This is a genomic window from Microbacterium sp. NPDC090281, from assembly GCF_044769635.1.
In the GTDB taxonomy this organism is placed as follows: domain Bacteria; phylum Actinomycetota; class Actinomycetes; order Actinomycetales; family Microbacteriaceae; genus Microbacterium.
This window is the reverse complement of the sequence record NZ_JBIVYH010000001.1, coordinates 1,974,979-1,999,592: the sequence shown is the minus strand read 5'-3', so window position 1 is coordinate 1,999,592 and position 24,614 is coordinate 1,974,979. Positions and strand designations below refer to the sequence as shown.

Sequence of the window (24,614 nt, the reverse complement as noted above, 5' to 3'; positions counted from 1 at the left end):
CCCGTCACTCTACGACGCGACGAGAGCGGCTGCAGCGGGGCGACGAGCCTCGATGCGATATGACAGCAGCGCGATGAGCAGGCCGGCGGCGGCCAGTACCGCTCCCGCCCACGCGGGCGCGGTGAAGCCCCAGCCGACGGAGATCACGACACCTCCGAGGAAGGCACCGAGACTGTTCCCGATGTTCAGGGCGGAGTGGTTCATCGCCGCCGCGATCGACTGGTTGTCGCCGGCCACGTCCATCAGGCGCGTCTGGATCGTCGGACTCAACACGGACGAGACGAACCCGACGACGAGCACCACCGCGCCCAGGCTCACGATCCAGAACGACAGGAAGGCCAGAAGGGCGAAGACGAGCGTCATCGCAGCGAGCCCGAACAGCAGTGTTCGTCGCAGATCGATGTCGGCGAGGTGCCCGCCGACCAGGTTGCCCGCGGTCATTCCGATCCCCATCAGCACGAGGATGATCGGCACTGCCCATTCCGGTGACCCCGCGACCTCGGTCACCAGAGGCGCGATGTAGCTGTAGACCGCGAAGAAGCCGCCGAAGCCGATCGCACCGACGCCGAGCGTGAACCACACCTGAGGGATGCGGAAGACCCGCAGCTCCTGCCGCATCGTGCGGCCGGGGTCGCCGGGGTGCTCAGGGACGAACAGTGCGATGCAGACGGTCGCGAGGGCGAAAACCAGCGCCACGACAGCGAAAGCGGCGCGCCAACCCCACTGCTGCCCGAGGAAGGTCCCCAGCGGCACGCCGACGACATTGGCGACGGTGAGCCCGGTGAGGATGAACGCCACGCCCTTGGCACGGTTGCCCGGACCCATGACATCGGCGGCGACGAGTGCGCCGATGCCGAAGTAGGCACCGTGCGGGAGTCCGGCGAGGAACCGTGACGCCGCGACGAGCTCGAACGTCGGCAGGAACACCGTCAACGCGTTGAACACCGTCAATGCGAGGGCGAGCACGATCATCACCCGATGCCGCGGGTAGCGCGCGACGAAGCCGGCGATGGTCGGCGCACCGACCACCACTCCGAGCGCGTACAGCGAGATCAGCCAACCGGCCTGGCTCAGCGCATCTTCCTGGCTGGTCGCCCAGACGGAGGGCAGCAGGTCGGCGGCGATGTTGGGCAGCAGGCCCATGACCACGAATTCGGTCATGCCGATGCCGAAGCTGCCGATGGCGAGAGAGAGGAGCGCCCACTTCGCCGCACCCCTCGATTCAGTCGAGGGATTCACCGGATCAGCTTAGCGGCCGTCGGACTCCTCGATCGCGCGCCGCGTGCGGTCGCGCCTCATGAAGACATCCACGTCATCCTGGGTCTCGACGACGAACCCGTGGCGCTCGTAGAGCGCGCGTGCCGGACTGCCCTGAAGCACGTTGAGTCGATAGAGCTCGGAGTCGGCGAGGACCATGGCCAGGATGCGACTGCCGACACCGCGCCCCTGGTAAGAGGTCGCGATGTAGAAGTGCTCCAGCCAGCAGGCATCGCCGTCCGGACGGATGGCGACTGAGCCGACATCGGCCCCGTCCACGACGACGATCCGGGTGTCGGCCGGCTCGAACGCATCACGGAACCGCTGCCGGACACGGGTCTCGTCGTAACGCCCGAGCCGCTCCAGGTCGTCGCGGAGCACGTCGGCCCGCAACTCGGCGATCCACTCGACATCGTCGGCCGACGCCGGGCGGAGAGCGACCGCGACGGACGAATGGGGATCAGTCACCGGACTGCTCGGGCGCCGAATCCTCGATCGCCGCCTCCAGACGCTCGATCTTCGCGTCGAGCTCCCCGGAGTACCCGGGGCGGATGTCGGCCTTGAGCACGAGTGAGACCCGCGACCCGAACGGCATGACCGCCTCGGTCGCGCGCTTCACGACGTCCATCACCGTGTCCCAGTCGGGTCCCTCGATCTCGGTGAACATGCTCGTGGTGCGGTGCGGCAGTCCCGACTCACGTACGACGCGCACGGCAGCTGCCACCGCATCGTGCACGGAGGCGTCGGTGCGCTCTGTCCCTTCGGCCGGGATACCGCTCGGGGCGACGGAGAAGGCGATCAGCATGGTTTCACTCCTGGGGTTTCGGTTGACGGACGGGCACGCGCAGAAGAGCGCGGACTCCGAGGATGAGAAGGACGACGAGGAGGATGTTCCGCACAGTGAGCACGGCGACGGCGAGGGCGTCGGCGCGCAGCAGGGCGTCGTAGCCGAGCGGATAGACCATGCAGGTGAGCAGGCAGAGCGCGAGGACCACTACCGCCGGCACTCGCGCCCTGACCCGATCGAGCACGATCCACAGGATCACCGGGGCGATCAACCAGGTCTGGAACTGCGGAGACCCGACCTTGTTGGTGACGATGAGCAGCGTGACCAGGGTGAGAGCGAGCGGCGGGAACATCCTCGGGAACGATGCCCCGCGCGCAGCCTTGAACGCACCGAGCGCGGTGACTGCCAGCACCGCGATCACCATCAGCGGTGTGAGCGCCGCAGCGACGGCATCCACCCCCGGCGCGGTGATCTGGAAGGTGAGGATCTCGAAGCTGTACTCGATTCGTGCGGCCCCGGCGACGGCGAGCCAGAGGAAGGGCGTCGCCGCCACGGCCTCGATCTGCAGTCCCCGCCCGGTCTGCTCGGTCAGGAATCCGAGGATCTCGGTATCCGCTCCGAGGAGGAACAGCGCCGCGACGACCCCGGCGGTGACAAGGGCTGCGGCTAGCACGACCCGCACGCGCGCCCGCACCGCGACGACCGCTGCGAGCACGAGCGCGCCGGGCCAGATCTTGATCCAGGCGCCGATCGTGAGGATCGCTGCGCCGAGAGCCGGTCGCGACACGAGCCAGAGTCCGCCGATCACCGCGAGCGGCACCGTGATCGCGTCGATCCGGTACAGCGCGATGGGGCCGAGCAGAAGCAGTGCGGCGCACCAGAACCAGGCGGCGACCCTTCGCGCGTGAGACGGAGAACGCCCGACGAGCACACCGAAGGCGATCGCATCGAGGACGATCACCAGCGCGGCCCACCCCACCAGGTAGGCACTCGAAACGCCGAGAACCGGCACGAGGGGGGCGGCGAGTGCGGCGGCGATGAGCATCGGCACGAGGGCGACTTGCGGGTAGACCCACGTCTCGGTGATGCCGACGATCGGTCCGCCGCCGAGCGCCGATGAAGCCCAGGGCTCGTACACGAGCACGACGTCGCCCATGGGCTGGCTCGGGTACACCCAGCCGAGCCAGGCGGTGAGCAGATGCACGAGCAGGAACGCGCACCACAGCACCGCGACCCTGATCGTCGAAGCGCGGTTCATGCCAGAACGTCCGCGACCGCGTACGGCAGGGCTTCCGCGACGTCCATCGCGACGATCGGATGGCCCACCCCGCCGTCGCGCACCCCGGCGGCGATCCGGCCGGCATGACCGTGCACCCACGCTCCTGCCGCGGCGACCTCGGCGATCGGGCTTGCGGGATTCGCCGCGAGCACTGCGCCCAGCACTCCGGCGAGCACGTCTCCCGTCCCCGCGGTGGCCAGCCATCCGGTCCCCGCGTCGACGGCGATGACAGTTCCGTCCGGAGCCGCGATCAGCGTGCGGGCCCCCTTGAGCAGCACGGTGCCCCCGAGTGTGCCTGCCATGTGCCGCGCGGCCTGCGCGCGATCCTCCTCGGCCGCGGACACTCCCAGCTTCTCCTGCAGCCGGGCGAACTCCCGCGCGTGGGGCGTCACGAGGAACGGCGCCGTCGTCCCCTCGGCGAGATCGAGCGCTCCGGCGTCGATCACGACGCTGGCGGTGCCGGAAAGGACCTCACGCAGCGCGCTGGACTCGGCCTCGCTGCGGTGTGTCGGGTCGGTCCCCGAGCCGATCACCCAGGCGTCGACCCGCGAGCGGCCCGCATCCGCCCCGACCACCGTCTCCGGGCGTCGGGCGAGAACGGCATCCGCCACCCGCTCCGCGCCCACGAAACGGACGAAACCGGCCCCCGTTCGCCATGCTGCCTCGACGCCGAGCACTGCGGCGCCGGGATAAGCGGGTGATCCGGTGCGAAGAGCCACGACGCCGCGGGCGTACTTGTCGTCATCCACGGTCGGTGCACGGAACAACCGCGCCGTGTCGCCACGTGTCCACTCGTGCACCTCGAACATGACTCCACGTTAGTGCGACGGCCCGTCCTGCACCCGCGCGGCGGTAGCGTCGAATGGTGAGTCTTCTCTTCTCCCCGTTGAGCATCCGTTCCGTCCATTTCCGCAACCGCCTCTGGGTCTCTCCGATGTGCATGTACAGCGCGGTCGACGGCGTCGTGCAGGAGTGGCACCACACGCATCTCGCCCAGTTCGCCTCCGGCGGCGCCGGCCTCATCATCGCGGAGGCGACCGCCGTCGTCCCGGAGGGTCGGATCTCTCCGCGCGACGTCGGACTGTGGAACGACGAGCAGCGCGACGCCCTGGCCCCCATCGTCCAGGCGATCCACGACCGCGGAGCCCACGCCGGGATCCAGCTCGCGCACGCGGGACGCAAGGCATCGACCTGGTGGCCGTGGGCGGCGGAGCGAGGATCCGTGCCGGATGCCGAGGGAGGATGGCAGACATCCGCACCATCGGCGATCGCGTTCGACGGGTTCGACGAGCCGGTCGCCCTCGACATCGCGGGCATCGATCGGGTGGTCGAGGCCTTCGCGGCATCAGCACGCCGTGCACTCCATGCCGGCTTCGATGTGCTGGAGATCCACGGCGCGCACGGCTACCTCCTGCACCAGTTCCTCTCGCCGCTGTCGAACCTGCGCGACGACGAGTACGGGGGCAGCCTCGAGAACCGCGCGCGACTGCTCCTTCGTGTCGTGGAAGCCGTGCGTCAGACCGCCGGCGCCGAGGTGCCGCTGTTCGTCCGGATCTCCGCCACCGACCACGCGGACGGCGGCTTCACGCCCGAGGAGGCGGCCACAGTCGGCGGATGGGCGGCGCAGCGCGGAGCCGACCTCATCGACGTCTCCAGCGGAGGCCTCGTCGCGCACCAGCAGATCAGTGTCTTCCCGGGGTACCAGGTGCCTCTCGCCGAGACCGTGCGTCAGGGCGGCCGGATCCCGGTGTCGGCGGTCGGTCTCATCACCGCGGCCGCACACGCCGAGCAGGTACTCGTCGATGGTGCGGCGGATGCGATCTTCGCCGGACGGGAGTGGCTGCGCGATCCGCATTTCGCACTTCGGGCCGCGCACGAACTGGGCGCCGAGATCGCGTGGCCGCCGCAGTACGAGCGCGCACGCCCGCGCTGAGCGCTCCTTCATGACGAAGGCCGCCGACCCCCTGCGGGGTCGACGGCCTTCGAACTGCGTTCCTGGATCAGCGTCCGCGGAAGCGACGGGTCGCGTCCTGCACCTCTCCGACCAGTTCCTCCAGGATGTCTTCCAGGAACAGCACAGCGGTCGTGTTCCCCTGGGCGTCGCGCACCTTGGCCAGGTGTCGGCCCGCACGGCGCATGACCGCGAGGGCGTCCTCCAGGTCGGTGTCCTCCTGCACAGGCACCATGTGGTGGATGCGCTTGGCCGGGAGCGGTTCGACCATCTTGGTCTCCGCATCCGGCCCCTCGGACGCGCGAAGGATGTCCTTCAGGTGCACGTATCCGATCGGCACCGCTTCGTCGTCGACGATCACGTAGCGCGAGAAGCCGTAGCGGGCGACGGCTTTCTCGATGTCATCCGGGGTGGTCGACTGCGGCAGGGTCACCAGATCACTCAGCGGCACCGCGACGTCACGCGCCTTCTTGTCGGTGAACTCGACCGCAGCGGCGACCGTTCCCGCCGTATCCATGAGAAGACCCTCACGTCGAGATTGACTGACGATGGTCGCGACCTCGTCGAGCGTGAACGTCGATGCCGCCTCGTTCTTCGGCTCAACGCGGAACAGACGCAGCACGCCGTTCGCCGCCGCGTTGAGCACCCAGATCACCGGCATGAAGACCTTCGACACCCACACGAGCGGCGGCGCGAGGATCAGCACGGCTCGATCCGGCACCGAGAACGCCAGGTTCTTCGGCACCATCTCACCGAACACCACGTGCAAGAACGACACGATCAGCAGCGCGATCGTGAACGAGACCGCGTCGACGGCACCATCCGGCCAGCCGAGCGCGTGCAGCGGAACGGAGAGCAGGTGGTGGATCGCAGGTTCGGAGACATTCAGGATGAGCAGCGAGCAGATCGTGATGCCGAGCTGCGACGTCGCGAGCATGAGCGTCGCGTGCTCCATCGCGTAGAGAGCCGTCTTGGCCGCACGTGAACCCTGATCGGCGCGGGGCTCGATCTGCGAGCGCCTCGCGGAGATCACCGCGAACTCGGCGCCGACGAAGAACGCGTTCGCGACCAGCAGCACGACGAGCCAGGCGAGTCCTCCCCAATCGTTCATCGGGTGGCCTCCTCTGCGCCGTCGACCGGACTCGGAACGTAGCGGACTCGATCGACGCGTCTGCCGTCCATCCGGACCACCTGCAGGGTGCCGCTGTCCAGCGGCACCTCGTCGCCGACCGAGGGGACTCGCTCGAGCACGCTCATGACGTAGCCGCCGACCGTGTCGTACACATCGCCTTCCGGCACCTCGACTCCGGCGCGGCGGCGCAGCTCGTCCGGTCGCAGCTCACCGGGGAACGTGACGCCCTCGCGATTGCGGATGACACCAGCCCTGGTGCGGTCGTGCTCGTCGGACACCTCGCCGACGAGTTCCTCCACCAGGTCTTCCAACGTCACGAGTCCGGCAGTACCGCCGTACTCGTCGACGACGACGGCCAGCTGATAGCCGCGGGCACGGAGCTCCGCGATCAGACCGTCGACGTGCGCGGTCTCCGGAACGCGGAGCGGCTCGGTCGCCAGTGCACCGACGGGAACCTCCGTTCGCCGCTCGCGCGGAACCGAGATCGCCGCCTTCAGATGCACGACGCCCATGATGTCGTCGAGATCTTCGTCATACACGGGGAAGCGGCTGTGGCCGGTGCGTCGCGCGAGCTGGATGACGTCGTCCGCGGAGTCGCCGGCGGCGATCGCGTGCATGCTCGGGCGAGCCGTCATCACATCGGCGGCGGTGAGCCGCGAGAACATCAGGGTGCGATCGAGCAGCGAGGCCGTGTCGGCTTCCAGCAGACCTGCGTTGGCGGAGCGACGGACGAGCGAGGACAGCTCCTCGGCGCTGCGGGCGCCGGAGAGTTCTTCCTTCGGCTCGATACCCATGCTGCGCAGCACGCCGTTGGCGCTGCCGTTGAGCACGACGACTGCGGGCTTGAAGACGGTCGTGAACGCGACCTGGAAAGGGATGACGAGCTTCGCCGTGGCGAGCGGCAGGGCGAGCGCGAAGTTCTTGGGGACCAGCTCACCGAGGATCATCGAGAGCACGGTGGCGACCAGCATCGCCACGATCGTCGCGAAGGGCGCTATCGCCGCTTCGGGGAAGTTCCACGTGTGAAGTGTCGGGCGGAGGAGGTTCGACAGCGCCGGCTCCATCGTGTATCCGGTGAGCAGCGTCGTCAGCGTGATGCCCAGCTGGGCGGCGGACAGATGCGTCGAGGTGTGCCTGAGGGCGCTGATCGTGAGCGAGAGCCGCGATTCTCCACGCGCCTGCCTGGCCTCGAGATCGGCGCGATCGAGGTTCACCAGCGCGAACTCGCTCGCGACGAAGAGGCCGGTGCCGACCGTGAGCAGAAGCCCCACGCCCAACATGATGTAGTCCATCAGCGGTTCCTCTCGTGTGAGAGAGGCGGACAGTGGGGCGATGTTCTACAACTGGGAGGGTCGTCCATTATGCCGACGATTGTACCGAAGACGGCTGGGTGTGCGCTCGCCCGATCACCAGCTGACCGGAAGCGCCTTGCCCTCCTCGTAGCCCGCTGCCGACTGCAGACCCACCACGGCGCGGTCATGGAACTCCGGCACGGATGCGGCACCCGCGTAGGTGAACGACGAGCGCACGCCCGAGGTGATCATGTCGAGCAGATCCTCGATGCCGGGGCGCAGCGGGTCGAGATAGATCTTCGACGAGGAGATGCCTTCGGCGAAGAGCTCCTTGCGCGCACGCTCGTAGGCGTCGAGCCGACCGAAGCGCGCCTGCACAGCCTTGGTCGATGCCATGCCCCAGGATTCCTTGAACAGGCGTCCCTCGGCATCGCGCTGCAGCTCTCCCGGCGCCTCGATCGTCCCGGCGAACCAGGATCCGACCATGACGGATGCCGCGCCGGCAGCGAGAGCGAGGGCCACATCCCGCGGGTAGCGCACTCCGCCGTCGGCCCAGACGTGGGCGCCGAGCTCGCGCGCCGCCTGCGCGGTCTCGAGCACGGCGGAGAACTGCGGACGGCCGACGGCCGTCATCATGCGGGTGGTGCACATCGCGCCAGGACCCACGCCGACCTTGAGGATCGAGGCACCCGCATCGACCAGGTCGGCGACGCCGTCGGCGGTGACGACGTTGCCGGCCACGACCGGCAGACCGAGGCCGAGCTCGGCGACTGCGCGCAGTGCCCGCAGCATGCCCTCCTGATGCCCGTGAGCCGTGTCGACGACCAGCACGTCCACTCCGGCCGCTGCCAGCGCCTTGGCCTTCGCGGCGACATCGCCGTTGATCCCGACAGCCGCGGCGACGGCGAGCCGGCCATCGGCGTCGACGGCAGGACGGTAGAGGGTCGAGCGCAGCGCGCTGCGTGCGCTCAATGTGCCGACGAGATGACCGTGGTGCACGACGGTCACCATCTCGACGTCCGCGTCGGTGATGACGTCGAACGCGTGTCGCTCCGACCCGATGTCCTCCGCGTCGATCGACGGGGTGCCGCGGTGGACGAGATCGCCGAGCTGCGCATCGGGCAATGCCGTGGCGAGCCTGGTCGCGGGGAGGATGCCGAGGATGTCCGCGACGTCGATCGGTGCCGACCCGCGCGCGACGACGATCCCGTGTCCGCTCGTCGCAGGGAGCAGACGCAGCGCATCGGCGGCAGATGCCTCGGGGGGAAGCACGATCGGGGTGTCCCAGAGCACCGGCTGCGACTTCACCTCACGGATAGCGGCATCCAGGTCCTGCAGCGGCAGGTCCTGCGGGAGGACGCCGAGCGCGCCACGCCGTGCGAGCACCGCTGCGATGCGAGGACCGGTCACGGAATTCATGTTCGCTGCCACGAGCGGCAGGGTCGCAGGAGTGCCGTCCTGCGGGGCGAGATCGACCTGGAGACGGCTGGTGACCGCGGATCGGCGCGGCACCAGGAAGACGTCCGAGTAGGTCAGATCGACGGTCGGCTGCGCTCCAGAGAACTTCATGCTTCAACGGTACCCAGATCACGACGCCGTGGGCGCCCGGTTCGACGATTCACCTGGCGAAACACGTTAGGCTTGTCAGTCGAGAGTGTGCGGGCCCGAACGCATCCTGCGTCGACGTCCGCACCGAAGAGCTTCAGCGATGAAAGAGGGCGATCGAGAGTGTCGAACCAGGTGACCGGCGTCGGCGGCGACGGGGGGTTCGGAGCCAATTCCTGGCTCGTTGAAGAGCTCTACGAGCAGTTCAAGGTGAACCGCGATTCCGTCGACAAGGAATGGTGGCCGATCCTCGAGAAGTACCACTCCGACACGGCATCCGCCGCTCCCTCTGCATCCACAGACGCACCGGCACAGCCGGCCCATCCCGTCACGGCTCCGATCCCCGTGATCGGCTCCCAGCCGGTGGCCCGCACGACGGCGAAGCCCGCCGCTGCGGCCCCTATCCCCGCGCAGGCGCCGAAGCCTGCCGCGAAGTCCGAGTCGAAAGAGGCTCCGTCCCCCGTCGATGAGGACAAGGTCACCCCGCTGCGCGGGCTGCCCAAGACCCTCGCAGCCAACATGGACGAGTCGCTCACCGTCCCGACCGCCACCAGCGTGCGCACGGTGCCGGCGAAGCTGATGATCGACAACCGCATCGTCATCAACAACCACATGGCGCGCACCCGCGGCGGCAAGATCAGCTTCACCCACCTCATCGGCTGGGCGCTCATCCGCACTCTCGACGAGTTCCGCAGTCAGAACGTGTTCTACGCCGAAGTCGACGGCAAGCCCTCCGTGGTCGCACCCGCGCACGTCAACCTCGGCATCGCGATCGACCTGCCCAAGCCCGACGGCACTCGCGCCCTCATGGTGCCCAGCATCAAGCACGCGGACACGCTCTCGTTCACCGAGTACCTCGGCGCCTATGAAGACCTGGTCACCCGCGCCCGCGGCAACAAGCTGACCGCCGGCGACTTCCAGGGCACCACGGTGTCGCTGACCAACCCGGGCGGCATCGGCACCGTGCACTCCGTGCCGCGTCTGATGAAGGGCCAGGGCTGCATCATCGGCGCCGGTGCCCTCGAGTATCCGGCCGAGTTCCAGGGCGCCAGCGCGCGCACGCTCAACGAGCTGGCGATCGGCAAGACGATCACGCTCACGAGCACCTACGACCACCGCGTCATCCAGGGCGCCGGCTCCGGCGAATTCCTCAAGAAGGTGCACGAGCTGCTCATCGGGCAGCGCGGCTTCTACGACGACATCTTCGCAGCCCTCCGCATCCCCTACGCGCCGATCCGCTGGAACCCCGACATCGCCGTCGACCTCGCAGAGCGCGTCGACAAGCAGTCCCGTGTGCAGGAGCTCATCAACTCCTTCCGCGTGCGCGGTCACCTCATGGCCGACATCGACCCGCTCGAGTACGTGCAGCGCTCGCACCCCGACCTCGAGATCGAGAGCCACGGCCTCACCTTCTGGGACCTCGACCGTGAATTCGTCACGGGTGGTTTCGGTGGTCGCCGGGTCGCGAAGCTCCGCGACATCCTCGGTGTGCTCCGCGACTCGTACTGCCGCACGCTCGGCATCGAGTACATGCACATCCAGGATCCGGAGCAGCGTCGCTGGTTCCAGGAGAAGGTCGAGGTCAAGTACCAGAAGCCCGGCCACGACGAGCAGTTGCGGGTACTCCGCAAGCTCAACGAGGCCGAAGCCTTCGAGACCTTCCTGCAGACCAAGTTCGTCGGCCAGAAGCGTTTCTCGCTCGAGGGCGGCGAGTCGCTGATTCCGCTGCTCGACGAGATCCTGCAGGGTGCGGCCACCGCGGGCCTCGAGGGTGCCGCCATCGGTATGGCCCACCGCGGCCGCCTGAACGTGCTCACCAACATCGCCGGCAAGACGTACGGTCAGGTGTTCCGCGAGTTCGAGGGCACCCAGACCCCCGGCAACCAGCGTGGATCCGGTGACGTCAAGTACCACCTCGGCACCGAGGGCACCTTCGTCGCCGACGACGAGTCCGAGCTCCCGGTCTACCTCGCAGCCAACCCCTCGCACCTCGAGACGGTCGACGGCGTGCTGGAGGGCATCGTCCGCGCGAAGCAGGACCGCAAGCCGATCGGCACGTTCGCCTGGCTGCCGATCCTGGTGCACGGCGATGCAGCATTCGCCGGCCAGGGAATCGTCGTCGAGACCCTGCAGATGTCGCAGCTGCGCGGTTACCGCACCGGTGGCACGATCCACGTGGTCGTCAACAACCAGGTCGGCTTCACGACCACGCCGAACGACGGCCGCACCTCGATCTACGCGACCGACGTCGCCAAGACGATCCAGGCACCGGTGTTCCACGTGAACGGTGACGACCCCGAGGCCGTGATCCACGTCGCACAGCTCGCGTTCGAGTATCGCGAGCGCTTCCACCGCGACGTCGTCATCGACCTGGTCTGCTACCGCCGACGCGGTCACAACGAGGGCGACGATCCCTCGATGACGCAGCCACTGATGACCGACCTCATCCAGGCGAAGCGGTCCGTCCGCCGCCTGTACACCGAGTCGCTCGTCGGCCGCGGCGACATCACCGAGCAGGAGTACGACGAGGCCAAGGCCGACTTCCAGAACCGTCTGGAGATCGCCTTCGCCGAGACACACGCCGCCGAGACCGGCGCCCTGCCGATCGCCCCAGAGCTCCCACCTGTCGACGATCAGGTCGGCGCGCCCGAGGTCACCGGCGTACCGAGCGAGGTCATCCAGCTGATCGGCGACGCGTTCGTGAACAAGCCCGAGGGCTTCACGGTGCACCCGAAGATCCAGCAGCTGCTGGAGAAGCGTCTCGACATGAGCCGCAACGGCGGCATCGACTGGGGCTTCGGCGAGCTGCTCGCGTTCGGCTCCCTCCTGGTGGAGGGCACCCCGGTGCGCCTCGCCGGTCAGGATGCGCGTCGTGGCACGTTCGTGCAGCGCCACGCGACCCTGCACGACCGTTCGAACGGCCAGGAATGGCTGCCGCTGTCGAACCTCTCCGACGCGCAGGGACGCTTCTTCGTCTACGACTCGCTGCTCAGCGAGTACGCCGCGCTCGGCTTCGAGTACGGCTACTCGGTGGAGGCTCCCGAGGCACTCGTCCTCTGGGAGGCGCAGTTCGGCGACTTCGTCAACGGCGCCCAGTCGGTCATCGATGAGTACATCTCGGCCGCCGAGCAGAAGTGGGGTCAGCAGTCAAGCGTCGCCCTGCTCCTCCCCCACGGCTACGAGGGTCAGGGACCGGACCACTCGTCCGCTCGCATCGAGCGCTTCCTGCAGCTGTGCGCGCAGGAGAACATGATCGTCGCGCGCCCGTCGACCCCCGCGTCGTACTTCCACCTGCTGCGCCGCCAGGCCTATGCGCGTCCGCGCAAGCCGCTGATCGTGTTCACCCCGAAGGCGATGCTGCGTCTGCGCGGAGCGACGAGTCCTGTCGAGGCGTTCACTCAGGGTCGCTTCGAGCCGGTGATCGACGACAACCGCGGCCTCGACCGCTCCGCCGTCAAGCGCGTGCTCGTGCACTCCGGCAAGGTGCACTGGGATCTGCGGGCCGAGCTCGAGAAGAACCCGAACCCCGAGGTCGCGCTGGTCCGGCTCGAGCAGCTGTACCCGACGCCGATCGACGAACTCAAGGCCATCACCGACTCCTACCCGAACGCCGAGCTGGTGTGGGTGCAGGAGGAGCCGGAGAACCAGGGCGCCTGGCCGTTCCTCGCTCTCGCCTTCGCCGATGTTCCCGGAGACCGTTCGTTCCGTCCGATCGCACGCTCGGCATCGGCATCGCCGGCGACCGGATCGTCGAAGGTCCACGCGGCCGAGCAGGCAGCGCTGATCCGCGCGGCCGTGACGATCGACTGATCTCCCATACGAAGAACGGGCGCCACGACTCAGGTCGTGGCGCCCGTTCTCGTTTCAGCCGAAGGCGGCCTGCGGCCGGTTCAGCCGACGATCACCGGCGCTGGTGCGACACGCAGATCGGAGCTCAGCTCGGATCGCGCACGCTCCAGCGCCGCTGCGTCCGCCCCCGCAGCGCCCAGCACGAGCAGAGCCGCCCCGAGCACAGGTGGGGCATCGACGATCTGCAGGAACGCCGCCGGAGCATGTTCCGCCAGCCCCGCGCGGATGCTCTCGAGCAGGAACGGGTCCCGTCCTCTGGCGACGCCGCCCCCGAAGAGCACCGGCACCTCGGTATCTCGCAGACCGAGTCGCTCCACACAGGCGCGCACGAATGCGACGACCTCGTCGGCCTGCCGCTGCACTACTCCGCGCGCGACCGCGTCTCCTGCCGCTGCCGCCTCGAACAGCACCGGGGCGAGCGCCGCGAAGCTCTGCCCCTGGCGGCGCCCCAGGTGCACGTCTTCGATGAGTGACGCGACCGATGGTGCTCCGGTCGCCCGAAGAAGCAGTGCGACGAGCGCGGTGTCCGGCCCTCGACCGTCCTCGGCGCGGGCGGCATGCCAGACGACGGCGTCGCCCAGTTCGGCCCCGCCTCCCCAGTCGCCCGAAAGCGGACCGAGTGCGGGAAAACGCACCTGAGCGCCGTCCGCACGGACACCGATCGCGTTCATCCCGGTGCCGCAGATCACCGCGATCGCGTCCTCCGCGTCGGTCCCGGCACGAAGGAGCGCATGCAGGTCGTTCTCGACTGCAGCCTCATCCGCCCAGTGCAGGAGCGAGATCGCCGCTCGGAACGACGCGATCTCCTCGGCGAGATCGAGACCGGAGAGGTACAGGCCGACTTCGGCGAGCTCACGGGGTTCGTGGTCGCCGAGCGCGCGACGCACGAGGTCGTCGATCACCCGGACAGACTCGTCCAGGCCGTCGATCTGCGGGCTGGACCCTGGGCCGCGCTCCCATGCCAGCAACTCACCGTCGGTGTCGAGAAGCACGACGTCGGTCTTCGAACCTCCTCCGTCGACCGCCAGAACCAGCGCAGGTCGCCCCGGGACGCTCACGCCCACTCCAGGAATCGCGCGTTGGCGGCCAGGAGCAGGTCGGTCAGCTTCTCAGCGCGCTCATGCTGCAGCACCAGCGGATGCGCCCGCATCGCGCGCAGCACCCGGTCGCGTCCGCCGCCGATCGCCGCATCCAGCGCGAGACGTTCATATCCAGCCACCGCGCTGATCAGACCGCTGATGTCGTCGGGGAGGGCAGCGACAGGCTCGGCCACGAATCGTCCGCCGACGTGACGGGCAGGTACCTCGATCACGTGATCGTCGGGGAGGAACGGCAGCACACCGTCATTGCGCATGTTGACCACACGCGGCAGGTCTGTGCCGCCACGGATCGCGATGAGCAGTTCGATCGCCGCCTCGGAGTAGAAGGCGCCGCCGCGCTTCTCGAGGATCGCGGGCTTGGTGTCGACGCTCGGATCGGCGTAGAGGCCGAGGAGCTCATTCTCGATCGCACGCACCTCTGCCGCCCTGGTGGCGTTGTGCCGCTGTTCGTGCAGCACCTCGTCATGGGCGTAGTAGTAGCGCAGGTAGTACGAAGGGATCACTCCCAGCTGCGCGAGCAGTGCCGGTGCGAGCTCGACCGTGTCTGCCAGTTCTCCGACGCGGGTCTCGAGTGCCTCGGGAAGCCGGTCGACGCCGTCGATGAAGACGCCGCGTTCCCACGTGAGGTGGTTGAGTCCCACGTGGGCGAGCGCCACCCGATCCGGTTCGACTCCGGCTTCCTCCGCGAACCGCCGTTGGAAGCCGATCGCGACGTTGCAGAGGCCGACGGCACGATGTCCAGCCTGCAACAGCGCACGGGTGACGATGCCGACCGGGTTGGTGAAGTCGACGATCCACGCGTCGGGCTTGGCATGCCGGCGAACCACATCGGCGATGCGGAGCACCACCGGGACGGTCCGCAGCGCCTTCGCGAGTCCGCCCGGCCCCGTCGTCTCCTGCCCGATGCAGTCCACGTCGTGTGGCCAGCTCTCGTCCTGCTCCCGAGCGTCCTGGCCACCGACCCGCAGCTGGATGAGCACAGCATCGGCGTCGCTCACCCCGGCGACGAGGTCATCGGTCGTGATCAGTCGAGCCGGATGCCCGCCGCGGGCCAACATGCGACGCGACACGGCGCCGACGAGCTCCAGACGCCTCGGGTCCGTGTCGACGAGCACGAGCTCTTCGATGGGGAGCTCGCGCTGCAGGCGGATGAAGCCGTCGATCAGCTCCGGGGTGTACGTCGATCCTCCGCCGACGATGGCCAGTTTCATCTGGTCTCCTTGTTCCTGAGGGTCATCCGCCCGTCGATGGGCGTCAGTCTGTGGGGATGCGTTCTTCGAGAATGGTGCGGATCTGCTCGACGAGCAGTCGGCGGGCGCCGACGAGTACAGCTCTCTCGCCGGTACCGCTGAGGCGCACCTCGGGGACCGGTCGTTCTTCAGCCGCGGCCCTTTCAGCGACGAGCTCAGCGAGACGGCGGCCTCCGGCCAGGCCCGTAGGGCCACCGAGCACGATCATCGCGGGGTCGAGCACCACGAGCACGGGCTCGATGGTGAGGGCGATCCGGTCGGCGACCGTGTGCAGCGCCTGTTCGTCATCGGCAAGAGCCAGGATGCCCTGCGGATAGTCGACGCCACGCTCGCGCAGGAGGTCGAGGACGACTTGAGAGCCGAGCAAGTCGGTGGTGACGGCGCCGGGCTCTCCCGTACCGGCTGAAACCGTCAGGTAGCCGATCTCGCCTGCGCTCCCGTGCGCACCCCGATGGATCGTGCCACCGAGGTCGACGCCGACGCCGAGGCCGACCCCGACCCAGAGGAACGCGAAGCTGTCGACCTCCTGCGCGACTCCGACGGCACGCTCAGCCATCGTGGCGAGATTCACGTCGTTCTCCAGCGTCACCGAGACGCCGAGCTCGGCTTCGATCCGTGCCCTGGCACCGAAGGCGGGCCAGCCCGGCAGGGAGTCGGTCAGCGACAGCGTGTCCTGTCCGCGGCTGACGGCCGCCTGCACCGCAACGGTCACCGTCTCGATGGTGTCGCGGCCTGCGCCGGCCGCTGCACACGCGGCGTCGATGGCGCGGGCGATGTCGCGCTCGGGCGAACGCTCCTCCCCCTGCACCGGCAGATCGACGATCGGATACTCGGATCCTGCCGCGTCGACGAGAGACGCCTGGATGCTGCCGTCGAGCATGTTCACCGCGACGCCGGCCACGCGGTCGGTCCGCACGCCCCAGCTGACCGCGCTCGGACCACGACTGCCCGCGACCTCACCGACCGGCAGAACCAGCTCGGCGCGCTCGAGCCGCGCGATCATCTGCGTAGCCGTCGGCTTCGACATCCCCGACAGCTCGCCCAGACGGGTCCGCGTGAGGGAGCCGTGCTCGAGGATCAGCCGAAACGCCTCGCGGTCGTTCCTGGTGCGCAACCAGGCCGAGGTTCCCGGGTCGATCTGTGACATGTACTGTTCCTTCCGAGCGGCCTGGTCAGGCAGTGCCGAGTTCGATGCCGAGTTCGGTGCGGACTTCGTCGCGGAGGCGGCCGAGGTTGTCGGGCTCGGGCGCGGCGCCGAGGAGCGTCTTGGTGTACTCGTGCTGCGGGTTCAGGATGACCTCGTCCGCGGGTCCCCGTTCGACGACGTCGCCCTTGTAGAGCACCATGATCTCATCCGAGAAATGCCTCGCCGTGGCCAGATCATGCGTGATGTAAAGAACGCCCAGGTTCTCCTCGCGCTGCAGGTCTGCGAGGAGGTTCAACACCCCCAACCGGATCGACACATCGAGCATCGACACGGGCTCGTCGGCGACGATGAACCGCGCCCCCGGGGCGAGGGCTCGGGCGATCGCGACACGTTGCCGCTGCCCGCCGGACAGTTCGTGCGGGCGACGCTCGGCGAAGCTCTCCCCCGGGGTGAGACGCACCCGCTCTAACAGCTCCACCGCCCGCTCCCGCACCTGCGCGCGGGACAGGTCCGGGTGATGCAGACGGATCGGCCGCTCCAGATGATGCACGATCGTGTGGAACGGGTTCAACGACGCGAACGGATCCTGGAACACCATCTGCACATCCGCGCGATACCGCTCCAACGCCCGCCCCCGAGTACCCGACGGCTTCCCATCCAGAAGAATCTCCCCGGATGTCGGAGTCTCCAACTTCATCAGCATCCGCGCGATCGTCGACTTCCCCGACCCCGACTCCCCCACCAGAGCGACCGTCTTCCCGGCCTCGATCGTGAACGACACATCCTTCACCGCATGCAACACGCTCGTCTTGAACCCGGAACGCAGATGGAAATCCTTCACCAGATTCCGCGCCTCCAACGACGCCGTCCCCGGCACCGTCGTCCCGGCGCTATTCGTATTCGCGTTCATCGGACGCCCTCCTGGCTGACACCGGTGCGCACGAAATCGCCCCGCTCGCCCTTCAGCGACGGGAAACTCGACAACAACCGTCGCGTGTACTCATGCTGCGGAAACCGGTAAATCTCCTCCGCCGTCCCCTCCTCCACGATCTGCCCCTGCAACATGATCGCGATCCGGTCACTGATCTCAATCAACATCGGCAGATCATGCGTGATGAAAATCACCGCGAAACCGAGCTTCTCCCGCAACCGCATGATCTCCCGGATGATCCCGCGCTGCACCACCACGTCAAGCGCCGTGGTCGGCTCGTCCATGATCATCACCTGCGGGTCGAGGGCCAAAGCCATCGCGATCATCATCCGCTGCCGCATCCCACCCGACAACTCATGCGGGAAACTCGACAAACGATTCGGATCGACACCGACGAGGGTGAGCAGCTCCTCCGCCCGCGCCGTCTTCGCCTTCTTCGACATCCCGGGCCGGTGCGTGTCGAAAATGTCGAAGATCTGCGCCTTCACCGAAATCACCGGATTCAACGAGTTCATCGCACCCTGGAACACCATCGAGATCTTGTCCCACCGGAACGCCCGAAGACCCTCCCCATCCAAACCCACGATGTCGATGTCATGACCATCCCGGTCATGAAACACGATCTCCCCACCCGTCATCAACGCCGGAGCCTTCAACAACCGATTCATCCCATACGCGAGAGTCGTCTTCCCGCAGCCCGACTCCCCGGCGAGCCCGAGGATCTCGCCGCGGTTCAACGTCAGCGACACATCCCGCACCGCCCTCACCGGCGGATCCACCTCATACTCAATCGACACATTCCGCGCCGTCAACACCGCCGTCTTCTCGGTCATGCGACTGCTCCCTCTCCCCCGACGCCGCGACCCGCTCGGCGTGCCAGACGCTGCCGTCGAGCAGCAACCGGCACCAGACGCAGCTTCGGATTCACGATCTCGTCGATCGCGAAGTTGATCAGAGACAAGGCGGTCCCGATGAGCGCGATGATCAGACCGGGTGGCACGAACCACCACCAGGCACCGCTGCCCACGGCCTGACCGGTCTGCGCGTCGTTCAGCACGGTACCGAGCGTGATGGATCCGGTGGGTCCGAGGCCGAGATACGAGAGCCCCGCTTCGCCGAGGACTGCGAAGATCACTCCGAAGATCAGCTGAGCAGCGAGCAGCGGGACGAGGTTCGGGAGGATCTCTACGAAGATCACTCGCAGCGGACGCTCCCCCGCGACGACGGAGGCTGCGACGTAGTCCCTGGTGCGCAGCGACCGCGCTGTGCCGCGAAGCACCACCGCAGACCCCGCCCACCCGGTGATACCGAGAACGAGCGCCACGAGCAGCGAGCTGCGGGCAAGATCCCCGAGGCCCTCCGTGTGCTGCACGTACGCGGCGATCACCATCACCAGCGGGAGGCCCGGGATCACGAGCATGATGTTCGTGGCCAGCATCAGGGTCTCATCGAGCGCGCCACCGAAGTATCCGGCGAGAACACCGAACACCAGGGCCAGGAACAGCGCGACCACACCCGCGACCGCGCCGACGAAGAGCGAACCCTGCGTGCCGGTCGCGACCTGGGCGAGTACGTCGAAGCCGAGCTTGGTCGTGCCGAGCGGGTGCTCGAGGCTCGGCGGGAGCAGCGCGTCGTAGCTCGCATCGCGCGGGTCGCCGAGGAACAGCGGCCCGATCAGTCCGAAGAGCACGATTGCGCCGAGCATGATCACTCCCGTGAGGAGTTTGCCGGAGACCCGGGGGAATCCGCCTCGCAGCCGTGCAGTCCGCGCGACGGCGACGGCGTGGGTCGACTCGGACGGGGAAACGATCAGGTCAGACATCGCGGCGCACTCTCGGGTCGATGAATCCATAGAGGAGGTCGATGAGGAAGTTCGCCGCCAGCACCGTGAGGGTGATGACGAGGAACACTCCCTGCATCAGGGCGTAGTCGAGCCCCTGCACGGACTGGATCATCAGCTTGCCGAGACCAGGGTAGCTGAACACCTGTTCGGTGACGATGGAACCTGCGACGACGAATCCGAGCGCGATGCCGAAACCCGCGAGGCTCGGGATCGAGGCGTTGCGTGCCGCATATGCCGTGCGGATGCGTGAGGGCCGGAGCCCTTTGGCCTCGGCGGTGAGCACGTAGTCCTCCGCCATGGTCTGCACCATCATGTTCCGCATCCCGAGCAGCCACCCGCCGACGGATGAGATCACGATCGTCGCCGCGGGCAGCAGAGCATGCACGAACGCGCTGGCGAAGAACGCCGGCGTCCATTCCGGCCCCGCCGGGAACTCGAAGACGTCGTACCCGCCGATGATCGGCAACAACCCCAACTGCACCGAGAACACCGCGACCAGTACCAGCGCGAGCCAGAAGTACGGGATCGACTGCAGGAACGTGGTGATAGGCACGAACTGGTCGACCCACGTCCCTCGGAACCAGCCGACCCACGCTCCGGCGATGATCCCGAGGACGAAGGAGATGATCGTGGCTGCTCCCACGAGCGTCACCGTCCACGGCAGAGCCGCGGCGATGAGCTCGCCCACCGGGGCCGGGTATCGGGTCGACGAGACCCCGAGATCACCGTGCAGCAGCCGGCCCCAGTAGGCGAGGTACTGATCCCACAGTGTCGATCCCTTCTCCGCACCGAGGATCGAGGTGATCGCCTTGATCGTCTCCTCGGAGAGCGGCCTGCCCCCGTTCGCACGCCGGAGCTTGCCCAGCATGATCGCTGCGGGGTCTCCGGGGAGCAACCGCGGCAGCAGGAAGTTGAGGGAGATCGCGGCCCACAGCGTGATGATGTAGAACGCGACACGGCGCATCCAGAACTTCATGAGCCTCTCCTCTCGATGGATCGATCCATGGGTGCCGGCCCTACTTCTTGACGGGACGGAGGTGGGTCAGGATGACGGCCGAAGCAGTCGACAGGTACGGCAGCGGTGCCGCGTACAGGTCGTCCTCGGTGGGCCACCCTGTGAAGTCCGCCGTGTTGAAGAAGGACTGCGACGCGTTGAGCACCACCGGGATGTACGGCAGGTCGCGGGCGATCTCGGTCTGCACCGCGGCATAGGCTGCCTTCTTGATCGCCTCGTCCTGGGTCGCCCCCGCCTGCTTCACGGCTTCGTCCACGACGGGGTTCGTGTAGCGGGAGTAGTTCTGTCCCTTGGTCGGCTCCGCGCCGACCTTCGCACTCGCCGTCGTCGTGAAGTACTGGTCGTAGTTGGAGTACGGATCCGCCACCAGCGACTGCGTGATGCCGTAGAGCGCGAGCTGGAACTCACCGGTCGAGATCGGCGTCCAGTATTCGGCTTCCGACACCGTCCGTGCGTTCACACGGATGCCGGCCTTCGCTGCCTGTGCGCTGATGAGCTTGGCGGCGTCGTTGTAGTCGGTCCAGCCGTCGGGCGAGAACAGGTCCAGCTCGATGGCCGTGCCGTTCTTGCCGTAGAAGCCGTCATCGCCCTTCGAGTACCCGGCAGCCTCGAGGATCCCTTCCGCCGACGCGGCGTCGGGCTCCTGCGGGCTGACCGCGAGCGAGGGATCGCTCAGCCACTTCTCGTCGCGTGGCAGCAGTGCGAAGCTCGGCGATGCCTCACCCGACAGACCGGCGAACGCCTTGCTGCTGATGGCGCCCCGGTCGATCGCGACGTTCAGCGCCTGACGGACGGCAGGATCCGTCTGCGCACCCGCGCACCCCATCGAGGTGTCGGAGCAGGTCATGATCACGGTGGGGTCCTGCTGCTGGTTCATCGTGCTGATGCGTCCGTTGGAGGTGACTCCGTCCGGGTTCGCGATGAACTGACCGACCCAGTCGAGCTTGCCGGTCTTCAGCAGGTCTTCGGACGACTGGTTCGAGTCGATGCCGATGTCCTGCACCTCCTTGATCGCGGGCGCGCCGTCACGGAAGAGCGGGTTCGCCTCGAGTGTGTAGGCGGCGTCGGTGAACGACTTGAGCGTGTACGGCCCTGAGCCCACAGGGTTCGGGTTCGTCTCCGTCATGTAGTCGTCGATCTCAGACCAGATGTGCTTCGGGATGATCCAGGTCGAACCGAGGATCAGCGACGTCGCCGTGAACTTCGGCGACGAGTAGGTGACGACGACGGTGGTGCCGTCGGTGGCCTCTGCCGACACCATGTCGGGGTCGAGGTTCGAGCCGTAGCCGAGGCTGAACGCGACGTCTTCGGCCGTGAGCTCCTCGCCGTCGCTCCACTCGAGGTCGGGCTTGATGGTGATCGTGAGAACGGTGCCGTCGTCGTTGAACTCGTAGGAATCGCCGAGCATCCCGACCGGCGCATCGTCCGAGAGCTGATTGAAGAAGAACAGCGGCTCGTAGATCGCCCCGAACGTCATGTGAGTGGCGGTGTCGACGGCGAACGGGTTGAAGTTGTTCGTGATGGGGGTCATCGACCCCGACCACATGCGGAGCGGGCGATCGCCGTCTGATGAGCTGCCACCGGGTGTGCAGCCTGCCAGTGTCAGGGCGAGTGCTGCGGCACCGGCGACGAGAGGAAGGGTTTTCCTCCAGCGGTTGTCGTGCATGGGAACCTCGTCTCAAGAGCTTCATTGCGGAAGTCGAGCAGGGCGGACGGGCATCCGCTCTGAGGCGAGATTATAGTAAAGGCTCTTTCTAGTAAAGAGGTTTCTAGTTTATTTCTTCAGACACGAGAATCGGCCTCACGTAGGCACGCGAAGCCGATTCTCGAGGGGCGCGCTCCCCGCTCGCCGGGCGGTGGCGGGGAGGACCGCGTCAGTACCAGATGTCGAGCGAAGGCACGGGGAAAGCGACGAGCGTGCGGTCGAAGGCTTCGACTGCCTCGGGGTCGGCTGCGATGCGACCGGCACCGTGCAGCGACGCGGCACGAACCCCACCGGCGTAGAGCACGGAGAGAGTCGAGACGTCGAGCGTGATGTCGACCGCGGAGCCTTCCGCCGCTTCTTCGACAGTCGCGGTCCCGGACTCGTCCACGCGCAGACGCCAATCGCCGTTCGCGAAGCCCAGGGCGTCCTCGACGCGGAGGACGGTGTCGATAGGAGCGGAGTACCGACGTGCCGTCAGCGCGGTCGGGAGATCGAGGATGCGCAGCCAGCCATGGTCGTGCACCTCCTGCTTCACGCCGCGGGCGTCGTGCACCAGCCACGGCAGCGGGTCATCGAGCGGGCGGAGGTCGGCGACGACCTCGTCGACGAGGTCGTGCTGCAGCGCGAAGCGCCACAGCGCAGCGCGGGCATCGGCGGTCTCGGCAGCGAGCAGACGCACGTCCATCCGGAATCGGAAGGTGCCTCCCGCCTCACCGACCGTGTAGGCCATGACGCCACGCAGCACGCCGTCTTCGTCGAGGTACCGCACCCCGCGGGCCTGATCCCGATCCGGGGTGGGCGCGATGCCCGCATACCCCTCCCAGCGGCCTTGCCAGCCGGGAATCTGTCCGGAAGCGCGCCGGCGCGAGCGCTCGTGGACTGTCCCGAGGTCGGCCGCGAGAGTCTCGCGGTCGACGTACTCGAGACGGCCGGCCGGGGTCGGTCCGCTCCAGCCCGCACGCCGGGTGTCGACCGTGAACCGCGCGACCGGGATCGCGGAGCCGAAGCCATAGCGCCCGTAGATCGTCGCCTCAGACACCGTGAGACCCGCGACGGGCACTCCAGCCGATGCGGCCGCCCGCAGTTCGCCCTCGAGCAGAGCTCTGGCGATGCCTCGTCGGCGATGCGTCGCCGAGACCGTGACGACACTGATCGCCCACATCCCGATCTCCGCGCCACCGGGAAGTGTGAGCGGAGTCACCCAGCCGTCGATCGTCGCGACCGGAAGCGCTGCCGCCGGAGCGTCAGGCTCGAAGACGCCGATGTTGCGTCTGGCGGCGAAGGTCTTGCGCACCTGCGCGAGCATCTCGTCGTTGGGTTCGGTCGCCAGGAAGCCCCGATCGACGGCCCGCTCGAACGCGGCAGCGCTCGCATCATCACTCAGATCGACGACGCGATAGTCGAGGCCTGCAGCAGCCAGTCGTTCAGTCGAGGTGGTGTCGGCGGGAACGTCGCGCGCATCGATGAAGGTCATCGCTCCACACTACCGATGCCCTCCGACGCAGAGTCAGTGCTGGGTCGCCTGGACAGCACGCAGGCGTGCGAACACCTGGTCGCGCAGCTCCTCCGGTGCCGTCTCCTTGCACGCACGGGCGATCACGTCGGTGAGAGTGGTGGCGACCAGAGCCTCATCCCTGCACGAGGGGCAGTTCTCGAGATGCTCTCGGATCTCGGTGTGCTCGGTCTTGCACACCTCGTCGCGGAGGTACTCCTCCAGATCCTGACGGGCTTTGTCGCAGCCGCAGTCGCTCATTTCTTGCTCCTCGTCTCAGCCGCGGCGATGCCCCGCTCAGCGGCGTAATCTGCCAACAGCTCCCGCAGCATGCGCCTGCCACGATGCAGGCGGCTCATCACGGTGCCGATGGGCGTCTTCATGATGTCGGCGATCTCCTGGTACGCGAACCCCTCGACGTCGGCGAGGTACACCGCGAGCCGGAAGTCCTCCGGCACAGCCTGGAGTGCATCCTTGACGACGGACGCCGGCATCCGGTCGATGGCCTCGGCCTCTGCCGAACGGCTGTGCGACGCGGTCGTGGACTCCGCCCCACCCAGCTGCCAGTCCTCGAGCTCGTCGATCGTGCCCTGATAGGGCTCCCGCTGCCGCTTGCGGTAGATGTTGATGTACGTGTTCGTGAGAATCCGGTACAACCACGCCTTGAGGTTCGTCCCCTGCGAGAACGTCGCCCAGGAGCCATACGCCTTGACGAACGTTTCCTGCACGAGATCGGCAGCGTCTGCCGGGTTGCGCGTCATACGCATCGCGGCGGCGTAGAGCTGATCCATGAAGGGGATCGCCTGCTCCTCGAACTCGCGCCGAGGGTCGCCGACGGTGTCTGCGGTTACGGTGTCATCCATCACCGGCCAGTCTAGGCCGCTGAGGTCGATCACCTCGCGCTCCAACGTCGCCGTCATGCTCTCTCCTTCGGGTCGGGATGCCTGTCTTTCACGACGAAGCTCCCTGCGTTTACTAA

General features: G+C 67.6%; 21 protein-coding genes. 2 read left to right on the top strand and 19 right to left on the bottom strand.

The window, feature by feature from the left end; all coding sequences use genetic code 11:
- Nucleotides 1-9 precede the first annotated feature (9 nt).
- Genes ACIQTX_RS09585 through ACIQTX_RS09565 form a run of 5 tightly spaced genes read right to left on the bottom strand, consistent with a single transcriptional unit; the run spans nucleotide 10 to nucleotide 4,132 of the window.
- On the bottom strand, nucleotides 10-1,239 hold the full coding sequence (locus ACIQTX_RS09585; RefSeq protein ID WP_028502958.1) for an MFS transporter: 1,230 nt from the start codon (nucleotides 1,237-1,239) through the stop codon (nucleotides 10-12).
- Nucleotides 1,240-1,248: 9 nt separating this feature from the next.
- Nucleotides 1,249-1,725 carry a GNAT family N-acetyltransferase gene (locus tag ACIQTX_RS09580; RefSeq protein ID WP_402971646.1) on the bottom strand — a complete coding sequence of 159 codons (477 nt, stop codon included), beginning with the start codon at nucleotides 1,723-1,725 and terminating at the stop codon, nucleotides 1,249-1,251.
- On the bottom strand, nucleotides 1,718-2,062 hold the full coding sequence (locus ACIQTX_RS09575) for an MTH1187 family thiamine-binding protein (protein WP_402971644.1): 345 nt from the start codon (nucleotides 2,060-2,062) through the stop codon (nucleotides 1,718-1,720). The genes ACIQTX_RS09580 and ACIQTX_RS09575 overlap by 8 nt, the downstream gene beginning before the upstream one ends.
- 4 nt (nucleotides 2,063-2,066) lie before the next feature.
- Nucleotides 2,067-3,302, bottom strand: coding sequence for a hypothetical protein (locus ACIQTX_RS09570; RefSeq protein ID WP_402971642.1), 1,236 nt, complete (start codon nucleotides 3,300-3,302; stop codon nucleotides 2,067-2,069).
- Nucleotides 3,299-4,132: an NAD(P)H-hydrate dehydratase gene (locus ACIQTX_RS09565; RefSeq protein ID WP_402971640.1), complete on the bottom strand. Its 834-nt coding sequence runs from the start codon at nucleotides 4,130-4,132 to the stop codon at nucleotides 3,299-3,301. Before ACIQTX_RS09565 ends, ACIQTX_RS09570 begins: the two co-directional genes overlap by 4 nt.
- A 56-nt stretch (nucleotides 4,133-4,188) precedes the next feature.
- On the opposite strand from ACIQTX_RS09565, the gene ACIQTX_RS09560 reads away from it, so the two are divergent.
- The gene (locus ACIQTX_RS09560) at nucleotides 4,189-5,256 is read left to right on the top strand and encodes an NADH:flavin oxidoreductase/NADH oxidase (protein WP_402971638.1); all 1,068 of its coding nucleotides are present in this window, start codon (nucleotides 4,189-4,191) and stop codon (nucleotides 5,254-5,256) included.
- A 67-nt stretch (nucleotides 5,257-5,323) separates the two neighbouring features.
- Here the strand turns inward: ACIQTX_RS09560 and ACIQTX_RS09555 are convergent, their stop codons facing one another.
- The 3 genes from ACIQTX_RS09555 to ACIQTX_RS09545 all read right to left on the bottom strand — a co-directional run bounded on the left by ACIQTX_RS09555 (nucleotide 5,324) and on the right by ACIQTX_RS09545 (nucleotide 9,267).
- A complete protein-coding gene (locus tag ACIQTX_RS09555) occupies nucleotides 5,324-6,385 on the bottom strand; it encodes a hemolysin family protein (protein ID WP_028502964.1) in 1,062 nt (353 codons plus the stop codon).
- The gene (locus ACIQTX_RS09550; protein ID WP_105527896.1) at nucleotides 6,382-7,698 is read right to left on the bottom strand and encodes a hemolysin family protein; all 1,317 of its coding nucleotides are present in this window, start codon (nucleotides 7,696-7,698) and stop codon (nucleotides 6,382-6,384) included. The genes ACIQTX_RS09555 and ACIQTX_RS09550 overlap by 4 nt, the downstream gene beginning before the upstream one ends.
- A 114-nt stretch (nucleotides 7,699-7,812) precedes the next feature.
- Nucleotides 7,813-9,267: a GuaB1 family IMP dehydrogenase-related protein gene (locus ACIQTX_RS09545; RefSeq protein ID WP_028502966.1), complete on the bottom strand. Its 1,455-nt coding sequence runs from the start codon at nucleotides 9,265-9,267 to the stop codon at nucleotides 7,813-7,815.
- Nucleotides 9,268-9,426: 159 nt separating this feature from the next.
- On the opposite strand from ACIQTX_RS09545, the gene ACIQTX_RS09540 reads away from it, so the two are divergent.
- Complete coding sequence (locus ACIQTX_RS09540; protein WP_402971635.1) at nucleotides 9,427-13,113, top strand: multifunctional oxoglutarate decarboxylase/oxoglutarate dehydrogenase thiamine pyrophosphate-binding subunit/dihydrolipoyllysine-residue succinyltransferase subunit; 3,687 nt, start codon at nucleotides 9,427-9,429, stop codon at nucleotides 13,111-13,113.
- A gap of 80 nt (nucleotides 13,114-13,193) precedes the next feature.
- Here ACIQTX_RS09540 and ACIQTX_RS09535 read toward each other — a convergent pair whose 3' ends face one another.
- The 11 genes from ACIQTX_RS09535 to ACIQTX_RS09485 all read right to left on the bottom strand — a co-directional run bounded on the left by ACIQTX_RS09535 (nucleotide 13,194) and on the right by ACIQTX_RS09485 (nucleotide 24,555).
- Nucleotides 13,194-14,210 (bottom strand): N-acetylglucosamine kinase, encoded by a 1,017-nt coding sequence (locus ACIQTX_RS09535; RefSeq protein WP_402971633.1) that lies wholly within the window; start codon nucleotides 14,208-14,210, stop codon nucleotides 13,194-13,196.
- Nucleotides 14,207-15,463 (bottom strand): 6-phospho-beta-glucosidase, encoded by a 1,257-nt coding sequence (locus ACIQTX_RS09530; RefSeq protein ID WP_028502969.1) that lies wholly within the window; start codon nucleotides 15,461-15,463, stop codon nucleotides 14,207-14,209. The genes ACIQTX_RS09535 and ACIQTX_RS09530 overlap by 4 nt, the downstream gene beginning before the upstream one ends.
- Before the next feature lie 43 nt (nucleotides 15,464-15,506).
- A complete protein-coding gene (locus tag ACIQTX_RS09525; RefSeq protein ID WP_402971631.1) occupies nucleotides 15,507-16,649 on the bottom strand; it encodes an ROK family protein in 1,143 nt (380 codons plus the stop codon).
- A 25-nt stretch (nucleotides 16,650-16,674) separates the two neighbouring features.
- Complete coding sequence (locus tag ACIQTX_RS09520; RefSeq protein WP_402971629.1) at nucleotides 16,675-17,559, bottom strand: ABC transporter ATP-binding protein; 885 nt, start codon at nucleotides 17,557-17,559, stop codon at nucleotides 16,675-16,677.
- The gene (locus ACIQTX_RS09515) at nucleotides 17,556-18,413 is read right to left on the bottom strand and encodes an ABC transporter ATP-binding protein (RefSeq protein WP_402971627.1); all 858 of its coding nucleotides are present in this window, start codon (nucleotides 18,411-18,413) and stop codon (nucleotides 17,556-17,558) included. The genes ACIQTX_RS09520 and ACIQTX_RS09515 overlap by 4 nt, the downstream gene beginning before the upstream one ends.
- Nucleotides 18,410-19,402 carry an ABC transporter permease gene (locus tag ACIQTX_RS09510; RefSeq protein ID WP_028503740.1) on the bottom strand — a complete coding sequence of 331 codons (993 nt, stop codon included), beginning with the start codon at nucleotides 19,400-19,402 and terminating at the stop codon, nucleotides 18,410-18,412. Before ACIQTX_RS09510 ends, ACIQTX_RS09515 begins: the two co-directional genes overlap by 4 nt.
- Complete coding sequence (locus ACIQTX_RS09505; protein WP_028503739.1) at nucleotides 19,395-20,399, bottom strand: ABC transporter permease; 1,005 nt, start codon at nucleotides 20,397-20,399, stop codon at nucleotides 19,395-19,397. Before ACIQTX_RS09505 ends, ACIQTX_RS09510 begins: the two co-directional genes overlap by 8 nt.
- A gap of 40 nt (nucleotides 20,400-20,439) precedes the next feature.
- Nucleotides 20,440-22,104, bottom strand: coding sequence for an ABC transporter substrate-binding protein (locus ACIQTX_RS09500; protein WP_402971624.1), 1,665 nt, complete (start codon nucleotides 22,102-22,104; stop codon nucleotides 20,440-20,442).
- Nucleotides 22,105-22,312: 208 nt separating this feature from the next.
- Complete coding sequence (locus ACIQTX_RS09495) at nucleotides 22,313-23,617, bottom strand: GNAT family N-acetyltransferase (RefSeq protein ID WP_402971622.1); 1,305 nt, start codon at nucleotides 23,615-23,617, stop codon at nucleotides 22,313-22,315.
- 33 nt (nucleotides 23,618-23,650) lie between these two features.
- Nucleotides 23,651-23,896 (bottom strand): zf-HC2 domain-containing protein, encoded by a 246-nt coding sequence (locus tag ACIQTX_RS09490; RefSeq protein ID WP_028503736.1) that lies wholly within the window; start codon nucleotides 23,894-23,896, stop codon nucleotides 23,651-23,653.
- Entirely contained in the window at nucleotides 23,893-24,555 is a 663-nt protein-coding gene (locus ACIQTX_RS09485) for a sigma-70 family RNA polymerase sigma factor (RefSeq protein WP_028503735.1), read from the bottom strand. The genes ACIQTX_RS09490 and ACIQTX_RS09485 overlap by 4 nt, the downstream gene beginning before the upstream one ends.
- Nucleotides 24,556-24,614: the final 59 nt, after the last annotated feature.